The 18,207-nt window shown below is 59.7% G+C and carries 14 protein-coding genes and 1 tRNA gene; 7 read left to right on the forward strand and 8 right to left on the reverse strand.

The annotated features are described in order from the left end of the window. Nucleotides 1–14: 14 nt before the first annotated feature. The 3 genes from hldE to ACL2XQ_RS22820 all read right to left on the reverse strand — a co-directional run bounded on the left by hldE (nucleotide 15) and on the right by ACL2XQ_RS22820 (nucleotide 5,770). Nucleotides 15–1,448: a bifunctional D-glycero-beta-D-manno-heptose-7-phosphate kinase/D-glycero-beta-D-manno-heptose 1-phosphate adenylyltransferase HldE gene (gene hldE / locus ACL2XQ_RS22810; protein ID WP_410013422.1), complete on the reverse strand. Its 1,434-nt coding sequence runs from the start codon at nucleotides 1,446–1,448 to the stop codon at nucleotides 15–17. A gap of 104 nt (nucleotides 1,449–1,552) precedes the next feature. Continuing rightward, nucleotides 1,553–4,417: a bifunctional [glutamate--ammonia ligase]-adenylyl-L-tyrosine phosphorylase/[glutamate--ammonia-ligase] adenylyltransferase gene (gene glnE / locus ACL2XQ_RS22815; protein ID WP_413739749.1), complete on the reverse strand. Its 2,865-nt coding sequence runs from the start codon at nucleotides 4,415–4,417 to the stop codon at nucleotides 1,553–1,555. A gap of 45 nt (nucleotides 4,418–4,462) precedes the next feature. Continuing rightward, nucleotides 4,463–5,770: an inorganic triphosphatase gene (locus ACL2XQ_RS22820; protein WP_413721504.1), complete on the reverse strand. Its 1,308-nt coding sequence runs from the start codon at nucleotides 5,768–5,770 to the stop codon at nucleotides 4,463–4,465. Between the two features lie 418 nt (nucleotides 5,771–6,188). Between ACL2XQ_RS22820 and ACL2XQ_RS22825 the strand changes: the two genes are divergently transcribed. Together ACL2XQ_RS22825 and ACL2XQ_RS22830 are read left to right on the forward strand one after the other, a co-directional pair. Further along, nucleotides 6,189–6,809, forward strand: coding sequence for a TIGR04211 family SH3 domain-containing protein (locus ACL2XQ_RS22825; protein ID WP_410013419.1), 621 nt, complete (start codon nucleotides 6,189–6,191; stop codon nucleotides 6,807–6,809). A gap of 158 nt (nucleotides 6,810–6,967) precedes the next feature. After that, nucleotides 6,968–8,221, forward strand: coding sequence for a multifunctional CCA addition/repair protein (locus tag ACL2XQ_RS22830; protein WP_413721505.1), 1,254 nt, complete (start codon nucleotides 6,968–6,970; stop codon nucleotides 8,219–8,221). A 105-nt stretch (nucleotides 8,222–8,326) separates the two neighbouring features. Here the strand turns inward: ACL2XQ_RS22830 and bacA are convergent, their stop codons facing one another. Together bacA and folB are read right to left on the reverse strand one after the other, a co-directional pair. Then, a complete protein-coding gene (gene bacA, locus ACL2XQ_RS22835) occupies nucleotides 8,327–9,145 on the reverse strand; it encodes an undecaprenyl-diphosphate phosphatase (protein WP_410013417.1) in 819 nt (272 codons plus the stop codon). A gap of 144 nt (nucleotides 9,146–9,289) precedes the next feature. After that, nucleotides 9,290–9,649: a bifunctional dihydroneopterin aldolase/7,8-dihydroneopterin epimerase gene (gene folB / locus ACL2XQ_RS22840; protein WP_413721506.1), complete on the reverse strand. Its 360-nt coding sequence runs from the start codon at nucleotides 9,647–9,649 to the stop codon at nucleotides 9,290–9,292. A 105-nt stretch (nucleotides 9,650–9,754) separates the two neighbouring features. Here folB and plsY point away from each other — a divergent pair, with 105 nt between their 5' ends. Beyond that, the gene (gene plsY / locus ACL2XQ_RS22845) at nucleotides 9,755–10,450 is read left to right on the forward strand and encodes a glycerol-3-phosphate 1-O-acyltransferase PlsY (RefSeq protein ID WP_413721507.1); all 696 of its coding nucleotides are present in this window, start codon (nucleotides 9,755–9,757) and stop codon (nucleotides 10,448–10,450) included. Between the two features lie 11 nt (nucleotides 10,451–10,461). Here plsY and tsaD read toward each other — a convergent pair whose 3' ends face one another. Beyond that, complete coding sequence (tsaD, locus tag ACL2XQ_RS22850) at nucleotides 10,462–11,475, reverse strand: tRNA (adenosine(37)-N6)-threonylcarbamoyltransferase complex transferase subunit TsaD (protein ID WP_413721508.1); 1,014 nt, start codon at nucleotides 11,473–11,475, stop codon at nucleotides 10,462–10,464. Nucleotides 11,476–11,925: 450 nt separating this feature from the next. Here tsaD and rpsU point away from each other — a divergent pair, with 450 nt between their 5' ends. From rpsU to rpoD, 3 genes are all read left to right on the forward strand, one after another. Next, complete coding sequence (gene rpsU / locus ACL2XQ_RS22855) at nucleotides 11,926–12,141, forward strand: 30S ribosomal protein S21 (RefSeq protein WP_001144069.1); 216 nt, start codon at nucleotides 11,926–11,928, stop codon at nucleotides 12,139–12,141. 124 nt (nucleotides 12,142–12,265) lie between these two features. Then, complete coding sequence (gene dnaG / locus ACL2XQ_RS22860; RefSeq protein WP_410013413.1) at nucleotides 12,266–14,014, forward strand: DNA primase; 1,749 nt, start codon at nucleotides 12,266–12,268, stop codon at nucleotides 14,012–14,014. Between the two features lie 154 nt (nucleotides 14,015–14,168). After that, nucleotides 14,169–16,010, forward strand: a complete 1,842-nt coding sequence (gene rpoD, locus ACL2XQ_RS22865; protein WP_410013412.1) for an RNA polymerase sigma factor RpoD — start codon at nucleotides 14,169–14,171, stop codon at nucleotides 16,008–16,010. Between the two features lie 196 nt (nucleotides 16,011–16,206). Here the strand turns inward: rpoD and mug are convergent, their stop codons facing one another. Then, nucleotides 16,207–16,713 (reverse strand): G/U mismatch-specific DNA glycosylase, encoded by a 507-nt coding sequence (gene mug, locus ACL2XQ_RS22870; RefSeq protein ID WP_413721509.1) that lies wholly within the window; start codon nucleotides 16,711–16,713, stop codon nucleotides 16,207–16,209. 132 nt (nucleotides 16,714–16,845) lie between these two features. Between mug and ACL2XQ_RS22875 the strand changes: the two genes are divergently transcribed. Further along, nucleotides 16,846–16,922: transfer RNA gene (locus ACL2XQ_RS22875), tRNA-Ile, on the forward strand. A gap of 110 nt (nucleotides 16,923–17,032) precedes the next feature. On the opposite strand, the gene ACL2XQ_RS22880 is transcribed toward ACL2XQ_RS22875, so the two are convergent. Continuing rightward, nucleotides 17,033–18,189, reverse strand: a protein-coding gene (locus ACL2XQ_RS22880) for an IS3 family transposase (protein ID WP_413729379.1) whose coding sequence is annotated in 2 segments (ribosomal slippage) — nucleotides 17,033–17,937 and nucleotides 17,937–18,189 — 1,158 coding nt in all. Because the reading frame shifts where the segments join, the coding sequence is not laid out codon by codon here. Between the last annotated feature and the right edge of the window lie 18 nt (nucleotides 18,190–18,207).

An 18,207-nucleotide genomic window follows, 5' to 3' on the forward strand; every position in this document is an offset into this window, starting at 1 on the left:
CGGCGCCCTTGCCTTTAACCGCGTTTGCCGGTTTTGATGGCGTTGATGATATTGGTGGTGGAGCAGCCGTCTTCAAAGTTGAGCACCCTGACGTCGCCGCCGTTGGCCCACACTTCCTTACTGCCGGCAATCTGTTCGGGCCGGTAATCGCCCCCCTTCACCAGCACATCGGGCAATATCTTGGCGATCAGCCGCTGCGGGGTATCCTCGTCAAAGGCCACCACCCAATCCACGGCGCCCAGCGCGCCCAGGACTACCATGCGCTGCGCCAGCGGATTGACCGGCCGGGACTCGCCCTTCAGGCGCCGGGTCGAGTCATCGCTGTTTACCGCCACGATCAGCCGGTCGCCCAGCCGCCGGGCGTTGGCCAAATAGGTCACATGCCCGGCGTGCAGGATATCGAAGATGCCGTTGGTCATGACCACCTTTTCGCCGCGCTGGCGCGCCTGCGCCACCGCCTGCTCAAGCTCGGCCTCGGTCATGACGCCGAAACCGGCGTCGCCACGCCCGTGAATGGCGTTTTCCAGCTCGATGGGACTGACGGTGGACGTGCCCAGCTTGCCGACCACCACGCCGGCGGCGGCATTGGCCAGGAAACAGCACTCTTCCAGCGGATTTCCGGCCGCCAGGGCCGCCGCCAGCACGCCGATCACCGTATCGCCGGCGCCGGTGACGTCATAGACTTCCTGCGCCTGCGTCGGCAGGTTCAGCGGCGGCTTGCCGGGTTGCAGCAGCGTCATGCCCTGTTCGGAACGGGTAATCAGCAATGCCGACAGGCCGTAATCGGCAATCATCTTCATGCCGCGGGCGACCAGATCGGCTTCGTCGGCGCTGCGGCCGGCCACCGCCTCGAACTCGGATAAGTTCGGCGTCAGCATGGTGGCGCCGCGATAACGGGCGAAATCGGTGCCTTTGGGATCGACCAGTACCGGCACCCCGGCGGCGCGCGCCAGCTGGATCATATCCTGCACGCGTGCCAGCGCGCCTTTGGCGTAATCCGACAATACCATCGCGCCGGCGGCGGGCAACGCCGTCTTGATGCGCTCCAGCAGCGGTCCGGCGTCCACGCCGTCAAAGCCTTGCTCAAAGTCCAGGCGCAGCAGCTGTTGGTTACGCGACAGCACCCGCAGTTTGGTAATGGTGGGATGGGTGGACACCGCCACGAAATCACAGGTCACGCTGACGCCGTTGAGCCGCTCGCCCAGGGCGCGGGCGGCATCGTCGACGCCGGTAAGGCCGACCAGGCGCGAACCCGCGCCCAGCGCGGCGATATTCATCGCCACGTTGGCGGCGCCGCCGGGGCGCTCCTCGATGGTATCGACTTTGACTACCGGCACCGGGGCTTCCGGTGAGATACGGCTTGTTGGGCCGGACCAGTAACGGTCCAGCATGACATCACCCACCACCAGCACGCCCGCCCGGCGAAAATCAGGCAACGTAACTTTCATCCACTCGCTCCAGACTTAACGATTTTATTGCGCGGGATTCTAGCATAGGCTGCGGCAATTCTCTCCCACCCCCGATAGTGGAACGCATTTTCCCGCCCTTGCCCTCAGTCGAGCCATTTTTTCCAGTAGGCGGTAATCAGCGCGCGTTCGGTTTGAAACCGATGGCTATCCACGCGCCCCGGCAGGTCCTGCAGCGCCAGATGATGGATTTCGTCGCGCAGGGTGGTATAGGCGTCGCTTAATCGCGCGGCGTCGTCCGGGCTGATGATCCCGTGGCGCGCCATCAGCGCGAAAATGCGCACATTATCGGACCAGCGCGTCAGTTCCGGGATGGCGCAGGCATAACGCAGCACCAGGTACTGCGCCAGAAATTCAATATCGGTGATGCCGCCTTCGTCGGCCTTGATATCAAACTGTTCGCCGTTTTTACCGGCCAGGTGCCGGCGCATTTTGGCGCGCATCTCGCTGACGTCCACGCGCAAGACCGCCGGATCGCGCTCCCGGCACAGCACCTCGCGGCGGATGGCGGTAAAACGCGCCCGCAGCGCGTCGTCGCCATATACCTGGCGCGCCCTGACCAGCGCCTGGTGCTCCCAGGTCCAGGCCTCATGCAACTGGTAGTCCGCAAAAGCGTCCAGGGTGCTGACCAGCATACCGGCCGCGCCGGAGGGACGCAGGCGCGGGTCGACTTCATACAGCACGCCCGCGGGCGTGCGGGTGCTGAATAAATGCATGATCCGCTGCGCCAGGCGCAGGTAGAACTGGCGGCCGTCAATACTGCGCTCGCCGTCGGTCATCACCTCCGCCGGACAATCATGTAAAAACACCACATCCAGATCCGAGCCGTACCCCAGCTCCCAGCCGCCCAGCTTGCCATAGCCGATTACCGCGAATCCCTGGCCGCCCTGCTCGCCCAGATGGGCGGGACGGCCGTAACGCGCCACCATGGTCTTCCAGGCTTGCTGGAGCACGGCGGCAATCATGGCCTCGGCCAGATAGGTCAGGTGATCGCTGACCCGCATGACCGGCAGCACGCCGGTAATATCGCTGGCGGCAATGCGCAGTTGCTGCGCCTGCTTAAACTGGCGCATGGCGTCGAGCTGCTGCTCTTCGTCCTCCTCCGGCACCCGCAGTAAATACTGACGCAGTTCATCACCGTAAGCTTCAGGCGCCAGGGGATGGTAGAGCGTGGCCGGATCCAGCAGTTCATCCAGCAACAGCGGATGGCGGGCCAGTTGGGTGGCGATCATCGCCGAGGCGGCACACAGACGGATCAGGTGGGTCAACGCCCCCGGATACTCCACCAGCAGTTCCAGGTAAGTGGTGCGGGACACGATGCTCAGCAGCATCGGCGCCAGCCGTCCGAAGACATCGTCGGCGGCCGGCTGCGGACAGATTTGCGCCAGCAGCCGCGGCATCAGTTGATCGAGCACCTCGCGCCCGCGCGGGCCGATGGTACGTTTCGCTATGTCGCGCCGTAATTCCACCAAGCGGGCCAGAAGGCGCCCGCGCCCGGCCTCATCCAGCTGCGGCGCCAGAAGTCCGGCATCCTGCTCCGGCGCGTCGTCAAACCACAGCGCGCCATAGCGGTCGAAATCCACCGGGTCCGCCGGATCGGGCGCGTCGTCGCCGATAAGCATATCAAAGATTAACCGCACCCGCCGCATATGGCCGGACAGCGCGTCCTCAAGGGCCGGCCAGTCGGCCACCGCCATGCCGTAGGCCAGGCGGGCGCGGTTGAGCGCATCGGCCGGCAGGGTCTGGGTTTGTTCATCGTTGATGGCCTGCAGCAGGTTTTCCAGCCGGCGCAGGTAGAGATAGGCCTGGCTTAATTGTTCGGTCTGGCCGGTAGTCAGCAGGCCAAGCTCGCCGACCGCGCTCAGGGTAGGCAACAGCGAGCGCTGCTGCAGACGGGGTTCCCGGCCGCCGCGGATCAGCTGGAATACCTGGGTAATGAATTCTATTTCCCGAATGCCGCCGGCGCCCAGCTTGATATTGTCTTTTAGTCCCCGGCGCCGCACTTCGCGGGCAATCATGATTTTCATATTGCGCAGGGATTGGATCACGCTGAAATCGATATAGCGCCGGAACACAAAAGGACGCAGCAGGCTTCGCAGTTCCTGGCAGTAGGCGTCGTCACCGTCGCCCATCAGCCGGGCCTTGACCATGGCGTACCGCTCCCAGTCACGCCCCTGTTCCTGGTAATAATCCTCCAGGGCGGCAAAACTCAGCACCAGCGGCCCGCTGTCGCCAAACGGCCGCAGGCGCATATCCACCCGGTAGACAAATCCGTCGGCGGTCGGCTGATCGAGGACTTTGATAAGCCGCTGCCCCAGGCGGGTAAAAAACAGCGCGTTGTCCAGCTCGCGCCGCCCGCCCCGGGTCTGGCCGTTTTCCGGATAGGCGAAAATCAAATCGATATCGGAAGAGAAATTCAGCTCGCCGCCGCCGAGCTTGCCCATACCCAACACCAGCAGCGGCTGCGCGGCGCCGTGCGCATTAGACGGCGTGCCCCACTCACGGCAGCACACCTGGTATAGCCAGTCGCGCGCCGCAATAATCAGCGTTTCGGCAAGCTGGCTGAGCTGGATCAGGGTATCGGTGGTCGCGCAGGCATCCAGTGCCTGCGCCCAGGCAATACGCACCAGGGCGCGGCGGCGGAACAGGCGCAGCTCACGCATCAGCGCCGCCTCGTCCTGCACCTGCGCCAGCCGCGCCTGGAGCGACGAGGCATAACCGCGCCACTCGTCCGCGCGGGGCGGATCTCGGTGCAATTCCTCCAGCCAGTCCGGCCGGGCAATCAGCGCTTCGCTGATAAAATCACTTAACGCCAGCGCGACGGCGGTGTTTTCGTCCACCACAGCAGACCCGGCGGCCGCCTCCCCGTCCGCCGGGCGGGCGGGCATCAGCCGGGCGGCCATCGCCTGCGCCTGGCGATCCAGCAGGGGCGGAAGAGGCAATTTCATCATCGATCTCCTGGGGATGTCACGGGCAACGCTGCGGCCCCGCGGGGCTTAGCGGTTATTGACGCTGCGCCAAAAACCCGGCTGGGTCAGCGCCTGGCGCCGCATATGCTCCAGATTGTTGGTGCCGGGCAGGATAATCGCCTGCTGCAGCGCCTGCCAGTGTAAAATATAAGATAAAACCTTCTTGACCGGATAGGCGCCCGACAGCAGATGGAAAGCCATGATCCGCCGCTCCAGCCGCGGCAGCTGCTGCTGGTATTCCTCGTGGGACATCACGCGGCCGAACGCCACTTTTAACTCGGCCGCGCAGCGCGACAGCATGATATCGGCAAAACGCTTAAAGGAGCCGTCCAGTTTCCGGCGCGCCTTATCATCGAGACTGTCCCGCCAGCCGGCGAGAATCAGCCAACGGGTCAATGCCAGCTTACATTGCAGGTAAGCGGCGTCATAGCACAACCGCCGGGGATCGCTATCCGGCGGTTGCAGCCGGTCGGTCACCTCCGCCAACCGGGCGCGCAGCTCGTTGGTGGCCTTGCGCGGGATCATATTGCCCATCACCACAAAGGTTTCCCGGATCAGCATAATGGCGGACAGGATGCTTTCCCGCGCCAGCGGAATGCCCTGCAGCCACAGTTCCTCATGGTATTGCCAATGGGCCAGCGCCAGGGACAGCGCCTCGCTCAACCCCTGCTCTACCGTCGCCTTGGGCGCGGGACGCAGCAACGGCAGGGCGCGGATTTCACGCGGCTCATTGCCCGCGGCCAGATGATAGCCGCGCGCGGCCTTGCTCAGGCTGCCCTGGCGCAGGCCGCCGTCGGCGCAAAGCGTGCCGGCCAGCGCCAGTAGGTCCGCGACGTTGCCGTGCATGATTTCCAGTTCCAGTTCGCAAATGGCCTCGCTCAGCTCACCCGCCACCACTTCGCCCTGATCAAACGCCACTTCTATCTCGCTGTCACCGTAGGTTATCAACCACTTTTCACGCAGATAATCGGTACGAAACAGGGGTTGCAAGCGCTGCTGCAACGTCGCCACATCCATGTCCGGCGGCCAGATGTCGGCGGGCAACAGCGTAATATCGATATCGGGGCCGGGCAGTGGAATATTATATTCCGGGTGCTGGTGCAGGCCGCCGACGATGGTGCCGGCGGTTTTGGCCGTCATTTCGTAACGTTCGTTATTGCCGCGTACGCGTAAACCCACGCCGTGCCGGCGCAGGTCAAGCCCGACGGTGTCAAAATAGATGTTAATCAGGCGCTGCGCTGCCGTATGACTGCCTCCGCAGGCGGATACACGCTCCGCCATGGACGCCACCGCATCGGGATGAACGATAAATTTTATTTCTATTTCTTCACTCATAGCTTCGGTTACACCACTGGTTGCTCAACGAGCAGTTGCGGAACGACACCCGGCCCGGCGCCGTTTGTCACGGGGATGCCGCGCAGGTGTCGGGCTGAAGAACGTAATAATCGCCTTAATGCCGCTTATGGACAAGCACTGATATGATTTGAATGACAATTTATAACAAAAAATTAATGCGCTTAACGCGACATGCCGCCGTTTTTATCCATTACAACGTTAATCGGCGCCGTAACGGATAAATTACCCGTTCAAGAGACCGGACATGGTCATTTAAATAACGCTATTGCATCTTTCCTCCCCTGGCCGGGGCCTTGCGCAGCCTGATAGTAAGATAGTTCCCATTTCTGTTTAAGCATTGCGTCGTCAAACTGAACCCACTACTATCGACCCACATTTGCCTGAAAACGACGGAACTATGTACAAATTACGCCATATTTGCTTCGCGTTATTGAGTCTAGGCTTCGCCGCCAGCACTCATGCCGATGAGACGCGCTTTGTTTCCGATGAGCTCATCACCTATATTCACAGCGGGCCGGGCAACCAGTACCGGATCGTCGGCACGCTGAATTCCGGAGAAGAAGTCACGCTGCTGAGCGTCAGCGAAGGCAATAACTACGGCCAGATCAGGGATACCAAGGGCCGCACCGCCTGGATCCCGCTCGATCAGCTCAGCGACCAGCCCAGCCTGCGGGTCAAGGTGCCGGCGCTGGAGCAAAAGGTCCAGGACCTGACGCAAAAACTCAGCACCATCGACGCCAGCTGGAACCAACGCACCGCCGAAATGCAAAAGAAGGTCACCGAGAGCGACGGCAATATCCAGACCCTGCGCGACGAAAACCAAAGCCTGAAAGATCAGCTGGTGGTGGCCAGGAAAAAGGTGGATGCCGTGGCGGTACAGCTTGATGATAAACAGCGCGCCATTATCATGCAGTGGTTCCTGTACGGCGGCGGCGTGGCCGGCGTCGGCCTGGTGCTTGGCCTGGTGCTGCCCCATCTGATTCCGCGCCGTAAAAAAGACAATCGCTGGATGAACTGATCCCGCGGGTTTGCCTGTTGTCCTGGCGGTTTAACGTCGCCGCAGTATTGCTGTTTACGCTAAGCGCGGTAAGCATGATAACGAAGAGGGTAATCAGCGTTGCGGATGCGACTACACTTAACAGATGATGGCAAAACCGACATTGTCAGGAGTTCACAGTGAAAAAATATCTGGTCGGCGGCGCCGTCCGCGACGGATTATTGCAATTGCCGGTGCATGAGAAAGATTGGGTCATCGTGGGCGCCACCCCGGAGCAGCTGCTGGCGGAAGGCTATCAGCAGGTGGGCAAGGATTTCCCGGTATTCCTTCACCCGCGCACGCGCGAGGAGCATGCCCTGGCGCGTACCGAGCGCAAATCAGGACCAGGCTATACCGGCTTTACCGTCTATGCCGCGCCGGATGTTACGCTTGAGCAGGATCTGATGCGCCGGGATCTGACCATCAATGCCATAGCCCAGGATGAAGACGGCCGGCTGATTGATCCCTATCACGGCGTGGCCGATATCGAGCAGCGGCTGTTGCGCCATGTCTCGGACGCGTTCGGCGAAGATCCGCTGCGCGTACTGCGCGTGGCGCGTTTCGCGGCGCGTTTTGCCCATCTTAATTTTCGTATCGCCCCGGAAACCCTGGCGCTGATGCGGCAAATGGCCGAGAACGGCGAACTGCCGTCCATCTCGCCGGAACGGGTGTGGACCGAGACCGAAAAAGCGCTCGCCACCCGCAACCCCCAGGTCTATTTCCAGGCGCTGCGCGATTGCGGCGCCCTGGCGGCGCTGTTTCCGGAAATTGATCGCCTGTTCGGCGTGCCGGCGCCCGCCAAATGGCATCCGGAAATCGACACCGGCATCCATACGCTGATGACGCTCTCGATGGCGGCGCAGCTTACGCCCGACGTCGCCGTGCGTTTCGCCACGCTGTGCCATGATGTGGGCAAGGGGCTGACCCCGCGTAACCTCTGGCCTCATCATCACGGCCACGGCCCGGCCGGCGTCAAGCTGGTCGAGACCCTGTGCGCCCGCATGCGGGTGCCCAACCACATTCGCGATCTGGCAAAAATCGTCGCCGAATACCATGATTTGATCCATACCGTAGATCGCCTCACCCCCAGGACCCTGATGAAGCTGTTCAGCGCCATCGACGTCTGGCGCAAGCCGGAGCGCCTGGAGCAGATGATCATCACCAGCGAGTCCGACGCCCGGGGGCGCACCGGTTTTGAAAATAACCCTTATCCGCAGGGAGACTGCCTGCGCGAGGCATATCGGGCGGCGGCGGCGGTGACTAATCGCGAGGTGATCGAGGCGGGGTTTACCGGCGCGGAAATCGGCGAGGAGATCCGCCGGCGCCGGCTGCAAGCGCTGGCGGACTGGAAGCAACGCCAGGAACAATCGCGCGCGGAGACTCTGCAGGATTAGCCCTCCCCGCAGCCGGCCTTATCCTGACGATAAACAACGCCCCGCCGGGCGCAAGACCGGCGGGGCGTTGTTTTGGCAAACGTTAGCGTAGCGGCGTCCCCGGCGCTACATCAGCACCCAGTACACCAGTCCCGCCAGGATAAAGCGGTAGATGGCGAAAGGCACAAACGAGATACGCTTGATGATCTGCAGGAACAGCTTGATGGCTACCAGCGCCACGACAAAGGCGGTGACAAACCCCACGGCAAACATCGGGAAATCATGCCAGGAAAGGAAAGGCAGGCTTTTATAGAGATCGAGGGCAGTCGCCCCCAGCATCATCGGCACCGCCAGGATAAACGAAAACTCCGACGCCGCATAACGGCTCACACCCACCAGCAGGCCGCCGCTGATGGTGGCGCCTGACCGGGAAAACCCCGGCCACAGCGCCAGGCACTGGAAACAGCCGATCAAAAAAGCCTGCAGGTAGGTGATATCATCAATGCCTGCGGCGCGTGGCACCTTCGGCTTCAGCCACTCGCCGGCCAGCAGCAGCACGCCGCCGACCACCAGGGCGAACATGACGTATTTCGCCTCGAACAGCCCTTTGATTTGTTCATGGAACACCAGGCCCATCACCACCGCCGGTATCATGCCCAGCAGGATATGCCCCAGACGCAGGCGCCCGGTGCCGATGCCCTCGTGCGGCACCCGGCCGAAATGAATACCGATCAGGCCGAACAGCCGGCGCCAGAACATCACCACCACCGCCAGGATCGACCCCAGCTGGATAATCACTTCAAAGGTTTTTGCCTTATCATCCGTAAAACCCAGCAATGTGCCGACCAGAATCATATGCCCCGTCGAGGAGACCGGCAAAAATTCGGTTAACCCTTCCACCACCCCAAGAATAAAAGCAATAAATACATCAGGCAGTCCTGTCATACAAAACGTTCCCCTCAAGCAACCGACAACAAAAAAGCGGCGGTTTGACGTCAAACCCAGCCGCTAAAACAACCCGGAAAATGAGACAAACATACGGTAAAAAGGTTTCCGCTGCATGAATTTTAGATTAAGAGTCATAAACTTTCAGACTTTTCGGTTACCGCGCTCGATTATCACGCCAACGCTTTTCGCCTGCGGCACCGCGCCCGGCTTGCTGAGTTTAATGCGCACCCAGGGCAGGTTAAAACGCTGGCGGAGCAGCCCGGCCACGTCTTCGGCCACCCGCTCGACCAGCGCAAACCTATTGCCCGCGACAAACGACAGCACCGCTTCGCTGACATCGGCGTAGCTCAGGCAGTCGGCCACGTCGTCGCTGCGCGCCGCGGGCCCGTTATCCCACCCCATCTCGATATCAAACACCAGCTTTTGCAGCCGGGTCTGCTCCCAGTCATATACGCCGATAACCGTCATCACCGTCAGCTGTTCTATAAATACAATGTCCATGCGCCATACCCGCTTTTTGTGGATGTTGGATACCACTTCGAAAGGAATATGCGTATTATCCACACTCAGGCAAATAAAACGATGATTACGGGATGGAACTTGGTTATGAATGCTATTGCGATTGGCATGATAATCTTCGCCTATCTTTGCGGCTCGGTGTCCAGCGCGATACTGATATGCAAACTCGCCCGTCTGCCCGATCCCCGCACCCACGGCTCAGGTAACCCTGGCGCCACCAACGTGCTGCGTATCGGCGGCAGGACGGCGGCGGCGGGCGTTATGGTATTTGACGTACTCAAGGGCATGCTGCCGGTCTGGCTGGGCTACCATCTGGGGGTGCCGCCCTTCTACCTGGGGCTGATTGCCATCGCCGCCTGTATCGGACACATCTACCCGGTGTTCTTCCACTTCCAGGGCGGCAAAGGCGTCGCCACCGCGTTCGGCGCCATCGCGCCCATCGGCTGGGACCTGACCGGCCTGATGGCCGGCACCTGGCTGCTGACGGTACTGCTCAGCGGTTATTCGTCGCTGGGCGCCATTATCAGCGCGCTGATCGCGCCCTTTTACGTCTGGTGGTTTAAACCGCAGTTTACCTTCCCGGTGTCCATGCTGTCATGCCTGGTGCTGCTGCGCCACCACGACAATATCCAGCGCCTGTGGCGCGGGCAGGAAAGCCGTATCTGGCGCAAGCGGCAAAAAGACAAAGATATCGACCGCCAGGAAGGCGCGCCGGATAACAGGGACGCCGATCTGCGGGCCGGCACGCAAAACGACGCGCAGGACAGCCATAGGGACAGATAACGCCCCCTCCCTTATACCGGCGTCAGTTCGGCCAGGGGCCAGCGCGGCCGCACGGTAATGCCCAAATCCGCATGAGCGCCGTTTTGCAGGCGCACCATGCCCGCATAGGCGATCATCGCGCCGTTATCGGTGCAAAATTCCGGACGGGCGTAAAACACGTTGCCGCCGCGTTTTTGCATCATCTCCGCCAGACGCGCGCGCAGGGTTTGGTTGGCGCTGACGCCGCCCGCTATCACCAGCCGCGTCAGGCCGGTCTGATCCAGCGCGCGGCGGCATTTAATCGCCAGCGTATCCACCACCGCGTCCTCGAACGCCCGGGCAATGTCCGCCCGCGTCTGGTCGTCCTGCCCGTTGGCGCGAACGGTATTGGCGGCAAAGGTCTTCAGGCCGGAAAAACTGAAATCCAGCCCCGGACGGTCGGTCATCGGGCGCGGAAAGGTAAAACGCCCGGCCGTACCCTGGCGCGCCATTTTCGACAGCAGCGGGCCGCCGGGATAATCCAGTCCCAGCAGCTTGGCGGTTTTATCAAAGGCCTCGCCGGCCGCGTCGTCTATCGACTCGCCCAGCAGTTCATAGCGGCCGATGCCGGTCACGGCGATCAGCTGGGTATGCCCGCCCGACACCAGCAGCGCGGCGAAGGGAAACGCCGGCGGGTTATCTTCCAGCATCGGCGCCAGCAGATGGCCTTCCATATGATGCACCGCGATGGCCGGCACCTTCCAGGCATAGGCCAGGGCGCGTCCCACGGTGGCGCCCACCATCAGCGCGCCCACGAGGCCCGGGCCGGCGGTATAGGCCACGCCGTCGATATCCCGCCCCTCCAGCCCCGCCTCGCGCAGCGCGGCCTGGATTAGCGGCACGGTCTTGCGCACATGATCGCGCGAGGCCAGTTCGGGCACCACGCCGCCGTAGTCGGCATGCAGCTTGACCTGACTGTAAAGCTGGTTGGCCAGCAGCCCCGACCGCTCGTCGTAAATCGCCACGCCGGTTTCGTCGCAGGACGTCTCAATACCTAAAACTCGCATAATTTTTCATCAACTCCACGTTGTGCGGCGCATAGTCTACCATATTCCGGCCCGCGGGCACCCGCCGGCGCGGTGCCGCGGCGCGTAAATTCGGTGTCTTTATTGCCCGGGCCATGATACAAGTATGCCCCTTGCGGATCGCGGGATCCGCGGGAAGATCCAGGATCGGCCGCTCAGGATCCCGGATCAACAGGCCAGGCCACTTAATTTCATGCTTTTTAATCGAGCACGCCAATCATGTGCAGCAAATTTGGCCGTTTTGCGCTATAATAAGTCCAAGAAATCATGAATGACGCGGCAAAGACCCACGCTGTTTGCCGGCCGGCCAGCAAGATCATTGGCCGTGGCGCTTTACAAAGCAGCCCTGGTTGAAGTAAAATTCCGCACCATTTTGAAACGGCTGACACAAGGTCAGCAGCAAAATCCGAATTCTATCGAGGTGAGAGTTACATGCCGGTAATTAAAGTACGTGAAAACGAGCCCTTCGACGTAGCACTGCGTCGCTTCAAACGTTCATGCGAAAAAGCAGGTGTCCTGGCCGAAGTTCGTCGTCGTGAGTTCTATGAAAAACCGACTACCGAACGTAAACGCGCCAAAGCATCCGCAGTAAAACGTCATGCAAAAAAATTGGCTCGCGAAAACGCACGCCGCACTCGTCTGTATTAATTTTTCGGGGTGAAAACCCCAACCGCGTGATTAATCCGCAGACTTAGCAGTTGCATACGAAGGCCGTGCGATCCGGAAGGATTGCGCGGCTTGTTCTCGTTTATAGGCTAACCAATCAGGGCTTATGGCTGGACGAATCCCACGCGTATTTATCAACGACTTGTTGGCTCGCACCGATATCATCGACCTGATCGACGCTCGGGTGAAGCTGAAAAAACAAGGCAAGAATTATCACGCTTGTTGTCCGTTTCACCATGAAAAAACCCCGTCGTTTACCGTCAATGGCGAGAAGCAGTTTTACCATTGTTTCGGATGCGGCGCCCATGGCAATGCCATCGATTTCCTGATGAATTACGACCGGCTTGAGTTTGTCGAATCCATCGAGGAACTCGCCACCATGCACGGCCTTGAAGTGCCGTCCGAGACGGGCGCCGGTCCCAACCAGCAGGAACGCCACCAGCGTCAGAGCCTCTACCAGGTGATGGAGAAGCTTAGCGACTACTATTTGCAGGCGCTGCAGCAGCCCGCCGCCGCGCCGGCGCACCAGTACCTGGACAAGCGGGGGCTGAGCGCGGAGATCATCAGCCATTTCGCCATCGGCTACGCGCCGCCCGGCTGGGACAACGTGTTGAAACGCTTTGGCCGCTCGGCGGACGATCGCACGGCATTGAACGATGCCGGAATGCTGGTGACTAACGATCAGGGACGGGTTTATGATCGCTTTCGCGAGCGCGTCATGTTCCCGATCCGCGACCGGCGCGGGCGGGTTATCGCCTTTGGCGGGCGCATCCTTGGCGACGGCCAGCCGAAGTACCTGAACTCGCCGGAAACCGAGATTTTTCATAAAGGCCGCCAGCTGTACGGGCTTTATGAAGCGCAGCAGAAGCACCCGGCGCTGTCGCGCCTGCTGGTGGTGGAAGGCTATATGGACGTGGTGGCCCTGGCGCAGTTCGGCATTGATTATGCCGTCGCCTCGCTCGGCACCGCCACCACCGCCGAGCATATCCAGCTGCTCTACCGCGCCACGGATCAGGTCATCTGCTGCTACGACGGCGACCGCGCGGGCCGGGAAGCCGCCTGGCGCGCGCTGGAAACGGCCCTGCCCTATTTGAACGACGGGCGCCAGCTGCGGTTTATGTTCCTGCCGGACGGGGAAGATCCCGATACCCTGGTGCGCCAGATTGGCAAAGAAGCCTTTGAGCAGCGCATGGAACAGGCGCAGCCGCTATCGGTTTTTTTGTTCGAGACGCTGATGCCGCAGGTGGATTTAAGCAGCCCGGACGGCCGCGCCAAGCTCAGCACCCTGGCGCTGCCGCTGATAAGCCAGGTGCCCGGGGAAACGCTGCGCATGTACCTGCGCCAGCAATTGGGTAATAAATTGGGCATTTTGGACGATAACCAATTGGAAAAGCTGCTGCCGAAGCAGGCGGGCAATACAAATATTTCGCCGCAACCCCGGATAAAACGCACAACCATGCGTATACTTATAGGATTGCTGGTGCAAAACCCGCGCCTGTCGGCCCTTATCCCGTCCTTACAGGGATTGGAGCAGGCGAATCAACCGGGTGTGCCGCTGTTTATTGAATTAGTCCAGACCTGCCAGGCGCAGCCGGGCCTGACCACGGGGCAGCTGCTGGAGCTGTACCGGGATAATAAATCCAGCCCGCAGCTTGAAACGCTGGCGATTTGGAACCACATGATCATAGAGGATATGATCGAAGCGACGTTTGTCGATACCCTGACGAGCCTTTATGACTCCATACTGGAACAACGTCAGGAAGAGCTGATAGCGCGCGATAGAACGCACGGATTGACGACCGAAGAACGAAAAGAGCTTTGGTCACTGAATATGGCTCTGGCCAAAAAGACATGAATGACACCGAGGCTTAATTGCCTATAAATGGCAGGGCAATGCCCTGTGCGATGCCGTATTGGGCTGCGGCGTTAAACAAAGGCCTGCACTCTTGTTGGTGATGAAATTTCACCGACCAACACCGAATTATAATCTGAAGTGTGGATACCGTCTTATGGAGCAAAACCCGCAGTCACAGCTCAAGCTACTTGTCACTCGTGGTAAGGAGCAAGGCTATTTGACCTTTGCCGAGGTCAATGACCATCTGCCGGAGGATATCGTCGACTCCGACCAGATCGAAGACATCATCCAGATGATAAATGACATGGGCATCCAGGTGATGGAAGAAGCACCGGATGCCGACGACCTGCTGTTGGCCGAAAACACCTCCGACACCGACGAAGATGCCGCCGAAGCGGCCGCGCAGGTCCTGTCGAGCGTGGAGTCCGAAATTGGACGCACCACCGACCCCGTGCGCATGTACATGCGCGAAATGGGTACCGTTGAACTGCTGACCCGTGAAGGTGAAATCGATATCGCCAAGCGTATCGAGGACGGGATTAATCAGGTGCAATGCTCGGTTGCCGAGTATCCTGAGGCAATCACCTACCTGCTGGAACAATATGATCGCGTCGAAGCGGGCGAAGCGCGCCTGTCGGACCTGATCACCGGTTTTGTCGACCCGAACGCCGAAGAAGAGATGGCGCCGACCGCGACCCATATCGGCTCCGAACTGACCACCGCCGAACTGGCCGACAACGATGACGACGAAGAAGAAGATGACGACGACGCGGAGGACGATAACAGTATCGATCCCGAGCTGGCGCGCCAGAAATTCGTCGATCTGCGCGATCAGTACGAAGCCACGCGCAATGTCATCAAAGCCAACGGCCGCAGCCACGCCAAGTCGGCGGATGAAATCCTCAAGCTCTCCGAGGTGTTCAAGCAGTTCCGCCTGGTGCCGAAACAGTTCGACTACCTGGTAAGCAACATGCGCTCCATGATGGATCGCGTGCGCACCCAGGAACGGTTGATCATGAAGCTCTGCGTCGAAAACTGCAAAATGCCGAAGAAAAACTTCGTCACGCTGTTTGCCGGCAACGAGACCAGCGAAGCCTGGTTCAAGGCGGCGCTGGCCATGAACAAGCCTTGGTCGGAAAAACTGCGCGAAGTCGATGAAGACGTCCATCGCAACCTGCAAAAGCTGCGTCAGATTGAAGAAGAAACCGGCCTGACCATCGAACAGGTGAAGGATATCAACCGTCGCATGTCCATCGGCGAAGCGAAAGCCCGCCGCGCCAAGAAAGAGATGGTGGAAGCCAACCTGCGTTTGGTTATCTCGATTGCCAAGAAGTACACCAACCGCGGTTTGCAATTCCTGGATTTGATCCAGGAAGGGAATATCGGTTTGATGAAGGCGGTGGATAAGTTTGAATACCGCCGCGGGTACAAGTTCTCGACCTATGCCACCTGGTGGATCCGTCAGGCCATTACCCGCTCCATCGCCGACCAGGCGCGCACCATCCGTATCCCGGTACATATGATTGAGACCATTAACAAGCTCAACCGTATTTCCCGCCAGATGCTGCAGGAAATGGGCCGCGAGCCCACCCCTGAAGAGCTGGCGGAACGGATGCTGATGCCGGAAGATAAAATCCGCAAGGTGCTGAAAATCGCCAAGGAGCCGATCTCCATGGAAACGCCGATCGGCGACGATGAAGATTCGCATCTGGGTGATTTTATCGAGGATACCACCCTCGAGCTGCCGCTGGATTCCGCCACCTCGGAAAGCCTGCGTTCGGCCACGCATGATGTGCTGGCCGGGCTGACCGCCCGTGAAGCCAAAGTCCTGCGCATGCGTTTTGGCATTGATATGAATACCGACCATACGCTGGAAGAAGTGGGCAAACAGTTTGACGTTACCCGCGAGCGTATCCGTCAGATCGAGGCGAAGGCGCTGCGCAAGCTGCGCCATCCCAGCCGGTCTGAAGTGCTGCGCAGCTTCCTGGATGACTAAACCCCGCAGGACCCGGCAACGGGCCAGCCCGGCGCGTTAACGGCCGCAACAAGCCCCGCTCTCGACAGGCGGGGCTTTTTTTTTGATTGATGCCCGTGCTATTTCCCCGCGGCGCGGCACTCGCCTTACGATCGGCGCTGCGTTTGGCCCGGGCATCCGGCGGCCAGGCCTGGTTATGCCCCTTGACCGGGCCGGGTTACCGGCCCCGCGTCGCCAGTATGGCATCCAGCTCGCGATAGGATTTGATCAGCGTCTCGAAACCCATACGGTTCAGTCCGCTGGGATTGGGCAGCACCCAGATTTCGGTTTTGCCGATGGTCACCTCCTGCTTGCCCCAAATGGCGTTGCTCACCCGAAACGCCTGCCGGTACGCCTGCTTGCCCAGTACCGCCAGCGCGGTGGGCTGATACGCCTGGATCTTCTCGATCAGGCGTTTGCCGCCCTCCCGGTACTCCGCCAGCGTCAGCTCGGACGCCTCGGTGGTGGGCCGCTCTGCCAGCATGGTAATGCCGCATCCCGTATCCAGCAGTTGACGTTCTTCCTCAGGCTTAAGCTGCCGCTCGGTAAACCCGGCCTGATGGATGATTTTCCAGAACCGGTTATTGGGATTGGCGAAATGCACACCCTTATGGGCGCTCGACAATCCCGGGTTGATACCACAAAAAACCACCCGAAGCCCCGGGGCCAGAATGTCCTCTATCATCTTGAAACTCCTGAAAATGCAACGCGCTACACACGCCGGCCAATAATAGCGCGTAATTGGCGATAAATCAGCCAAGCAAACCGGGACACTATGGATCTGTCACCGCAGTTACTCTATAATCAACGCCCACTCGGCCCCTTAGCTCAGTTGGTTAGAGCAGGCGACTCATAATCGCTTGGTCGCTGGTTCAAGTCCAGCAGGGGCCACCAAGAAAAACCTTACAGAACAATATATTAAGCCACCATATTGCATGGTGGCTTTTTTGTAGGCGCTACAGGATGGCAGCAAAATGGCAGCAGAGTTATCCTGATTCTATCCTTCAAACACGCAGAGGTAGCCAAAATTGACCTCCCCCCATATCCTGATCATGGCTAAATGAGAGGATTTGCCGTTTTTGGTGACTTCGGATAAATTCCGCCGGAGTCAGATCATTTAATGAAGAAGGTGTCCTGTCATGGTTATATTCCTCCCGCCAGCGATCAAGCTTTTCCTGCACATCTTCCATCGACAGGAACCCGTGGATATTTAGGCATTCATCCCTCAGGCTGCCATTAAATGATTCGATAAACGGGTTATCCGTCGGCGTGCCGGGGCGTGAGAAGTCCATGGTGACCTTATTTTCGTACGCCCATCTATCCAGCACTTTTGAGATAAATTCGCTGCCGTTGTCGGCCTGGATCCTTAACGGCACACGATTGTGCATCAACCTCAGATGCTCCAGTACCGCCACCACATCCTCGCCCCTGAGCGACTGGCCGGCATGGATCGCCAGGCATTCCCGACTAAAACTATCGACCACAGTTAACGCCCGAAACCGGCGCCCGTTAAACAGATTATCAGCAACGAAATCCATGCTCCAGCATTGATCCGGATTTGACAGTAACGGCCTCTCACGCCGGTGGGCAGCCGTCACATGGCGCCGGGGCCGTTTGCACCGCAAATTTAACCCCTCCTGGCAGTATATGCGGTGCGTTTTTTTGTGGTTCACTCGCCAGCCTTCACGCCTGAGCTGTACATGTAATCGCTCGCAGCCATAACGGATCCGGGTTTCAGCGATCTCCCTGATCCGCGTGGTCAGCCCCCGGTCATCACGGCAAGAACGGTAGTAATAAACCGAGCGGCTCATGGGGATCGTCTGGCAGGCGCGACGAATGCCTACCCGGTAAGCGTCAAGCAAAAAATGGACAATTTCACGCTTACGGGCAGGCTTTAAAACTTTCGTTTTAGCACATCCTGCAGCATCTCTTTGTCCAGGCTCAGATCCGCCACCAAGCGTTTTAGCCGCTGATTTTCATCTTCCAGCTGACGCAAGCGCCGCAGTTCAGCCACGCCCATGCCGCTAAATTTTTTCTTCCAGTTGAAAAAGGTCGCTTCAGAAATGCCCATCGTGCGACACACTTCCGCCACGCGGGTGCCGCCTTCCGCCTGTTTCAAGGCAAAAGCTATCTGTTCCTCGGTAAACTTGGATTTTTTCATGCCCGGATCCCCCCCTTT

The sequence above is a fragment of the Sodalis sp. RH14 genome (genome assembly GCF_047324285.1).
GTDB lineage: Bacteria > Pseudomonadota > Gammaproteobacteria > Enterobacterales > Enterobacteriaceae > Acerihabitans.

Excerpts from the sequence above, each read along its gene's own strand:
- hldE (WP_410013422.1), bottom strand. The coding sequence starts at position 1,448 with ATGAAAGTTACGTTGCCTGATTTTCGCCGGGCGGGCGTGCTGGTGGTG.
- glnE (WP_413739749.1), bottom strand. The coding sequence starts at position 4,417 with ATGATGAAATTGCCTCTTCCGCCCCTGCTGGATCGCCAGGCGCAGGCG.
- ACL2XQ_RS22820 (WP_413721504.1), bottom strand. The coding sequence starts at position 5,770 with ATGAGTGAAGAAATAGAAATAAAATTTATCGTTCATCCCGATGCGGTG.
- ACL2XQ_RS22825 (WP_410013419.1), top strand. The coding sequence starts at position 6,189 with ATGTACAAATTACGCCATATTTGCTTCGCGTTATTGAGTCTAGGCTTC.
- bacA (WP_410013417.1), bottom strand. The coding sequence starts at position 9,145 with ATGACAGGACTGCCTGATGTATTTATTGCTTTTATTCTTGGGGTGGTG.
- folB (WP_413721506.1), bottom strand. The coding sequence starts at position 9,649 with ATGGACATTGTATTTATAGAACAGCTGACGGTGATGACGGTTATCGGC.
- plsY (WP_413721507.1), top strand. The coding sequence starts at position 9,755 with ATGAATGCTATTGCGATTGGCATGATAATCTTCGCCTATCTTTGCGGC.
- tsaD (WP_413721508.1), bottom strand. The coding sequence starts at position 11,475 with ATGCGAGTTTTAGGTATTGAGACGTCCTGCGACGAAACCGGCGTGGCG.
- rpsU (WP_001144069.1), top strand. The coding sequence starts at position 11,926 with ATGCCGGTAATTAAAGTACGTGAAAACGAGCCCTTCGACGTAGCACTG.
- dnaG (WP_410013413.1), top strand. The coding sequence starts at position 12,266 with ATGGCTGGACGAATCCCACGCGTATTTATCAACGACTTGTTGGCTCGC.
- rpoD (WP_410013412.1), top strand. The coding sequence starts at position 14,169 with ATGGAGCAAAACCCGCAGTCACAGCTCAAGCTACTTGTCACTCGTGGT.
- mug (WP_413721509.1), bottom strand. The coding sequence starts at position 16,713 with ATGATAGAGGACATTCTGGCCCCGGGGCTTCGGGTGGTTTTTTGTGGT.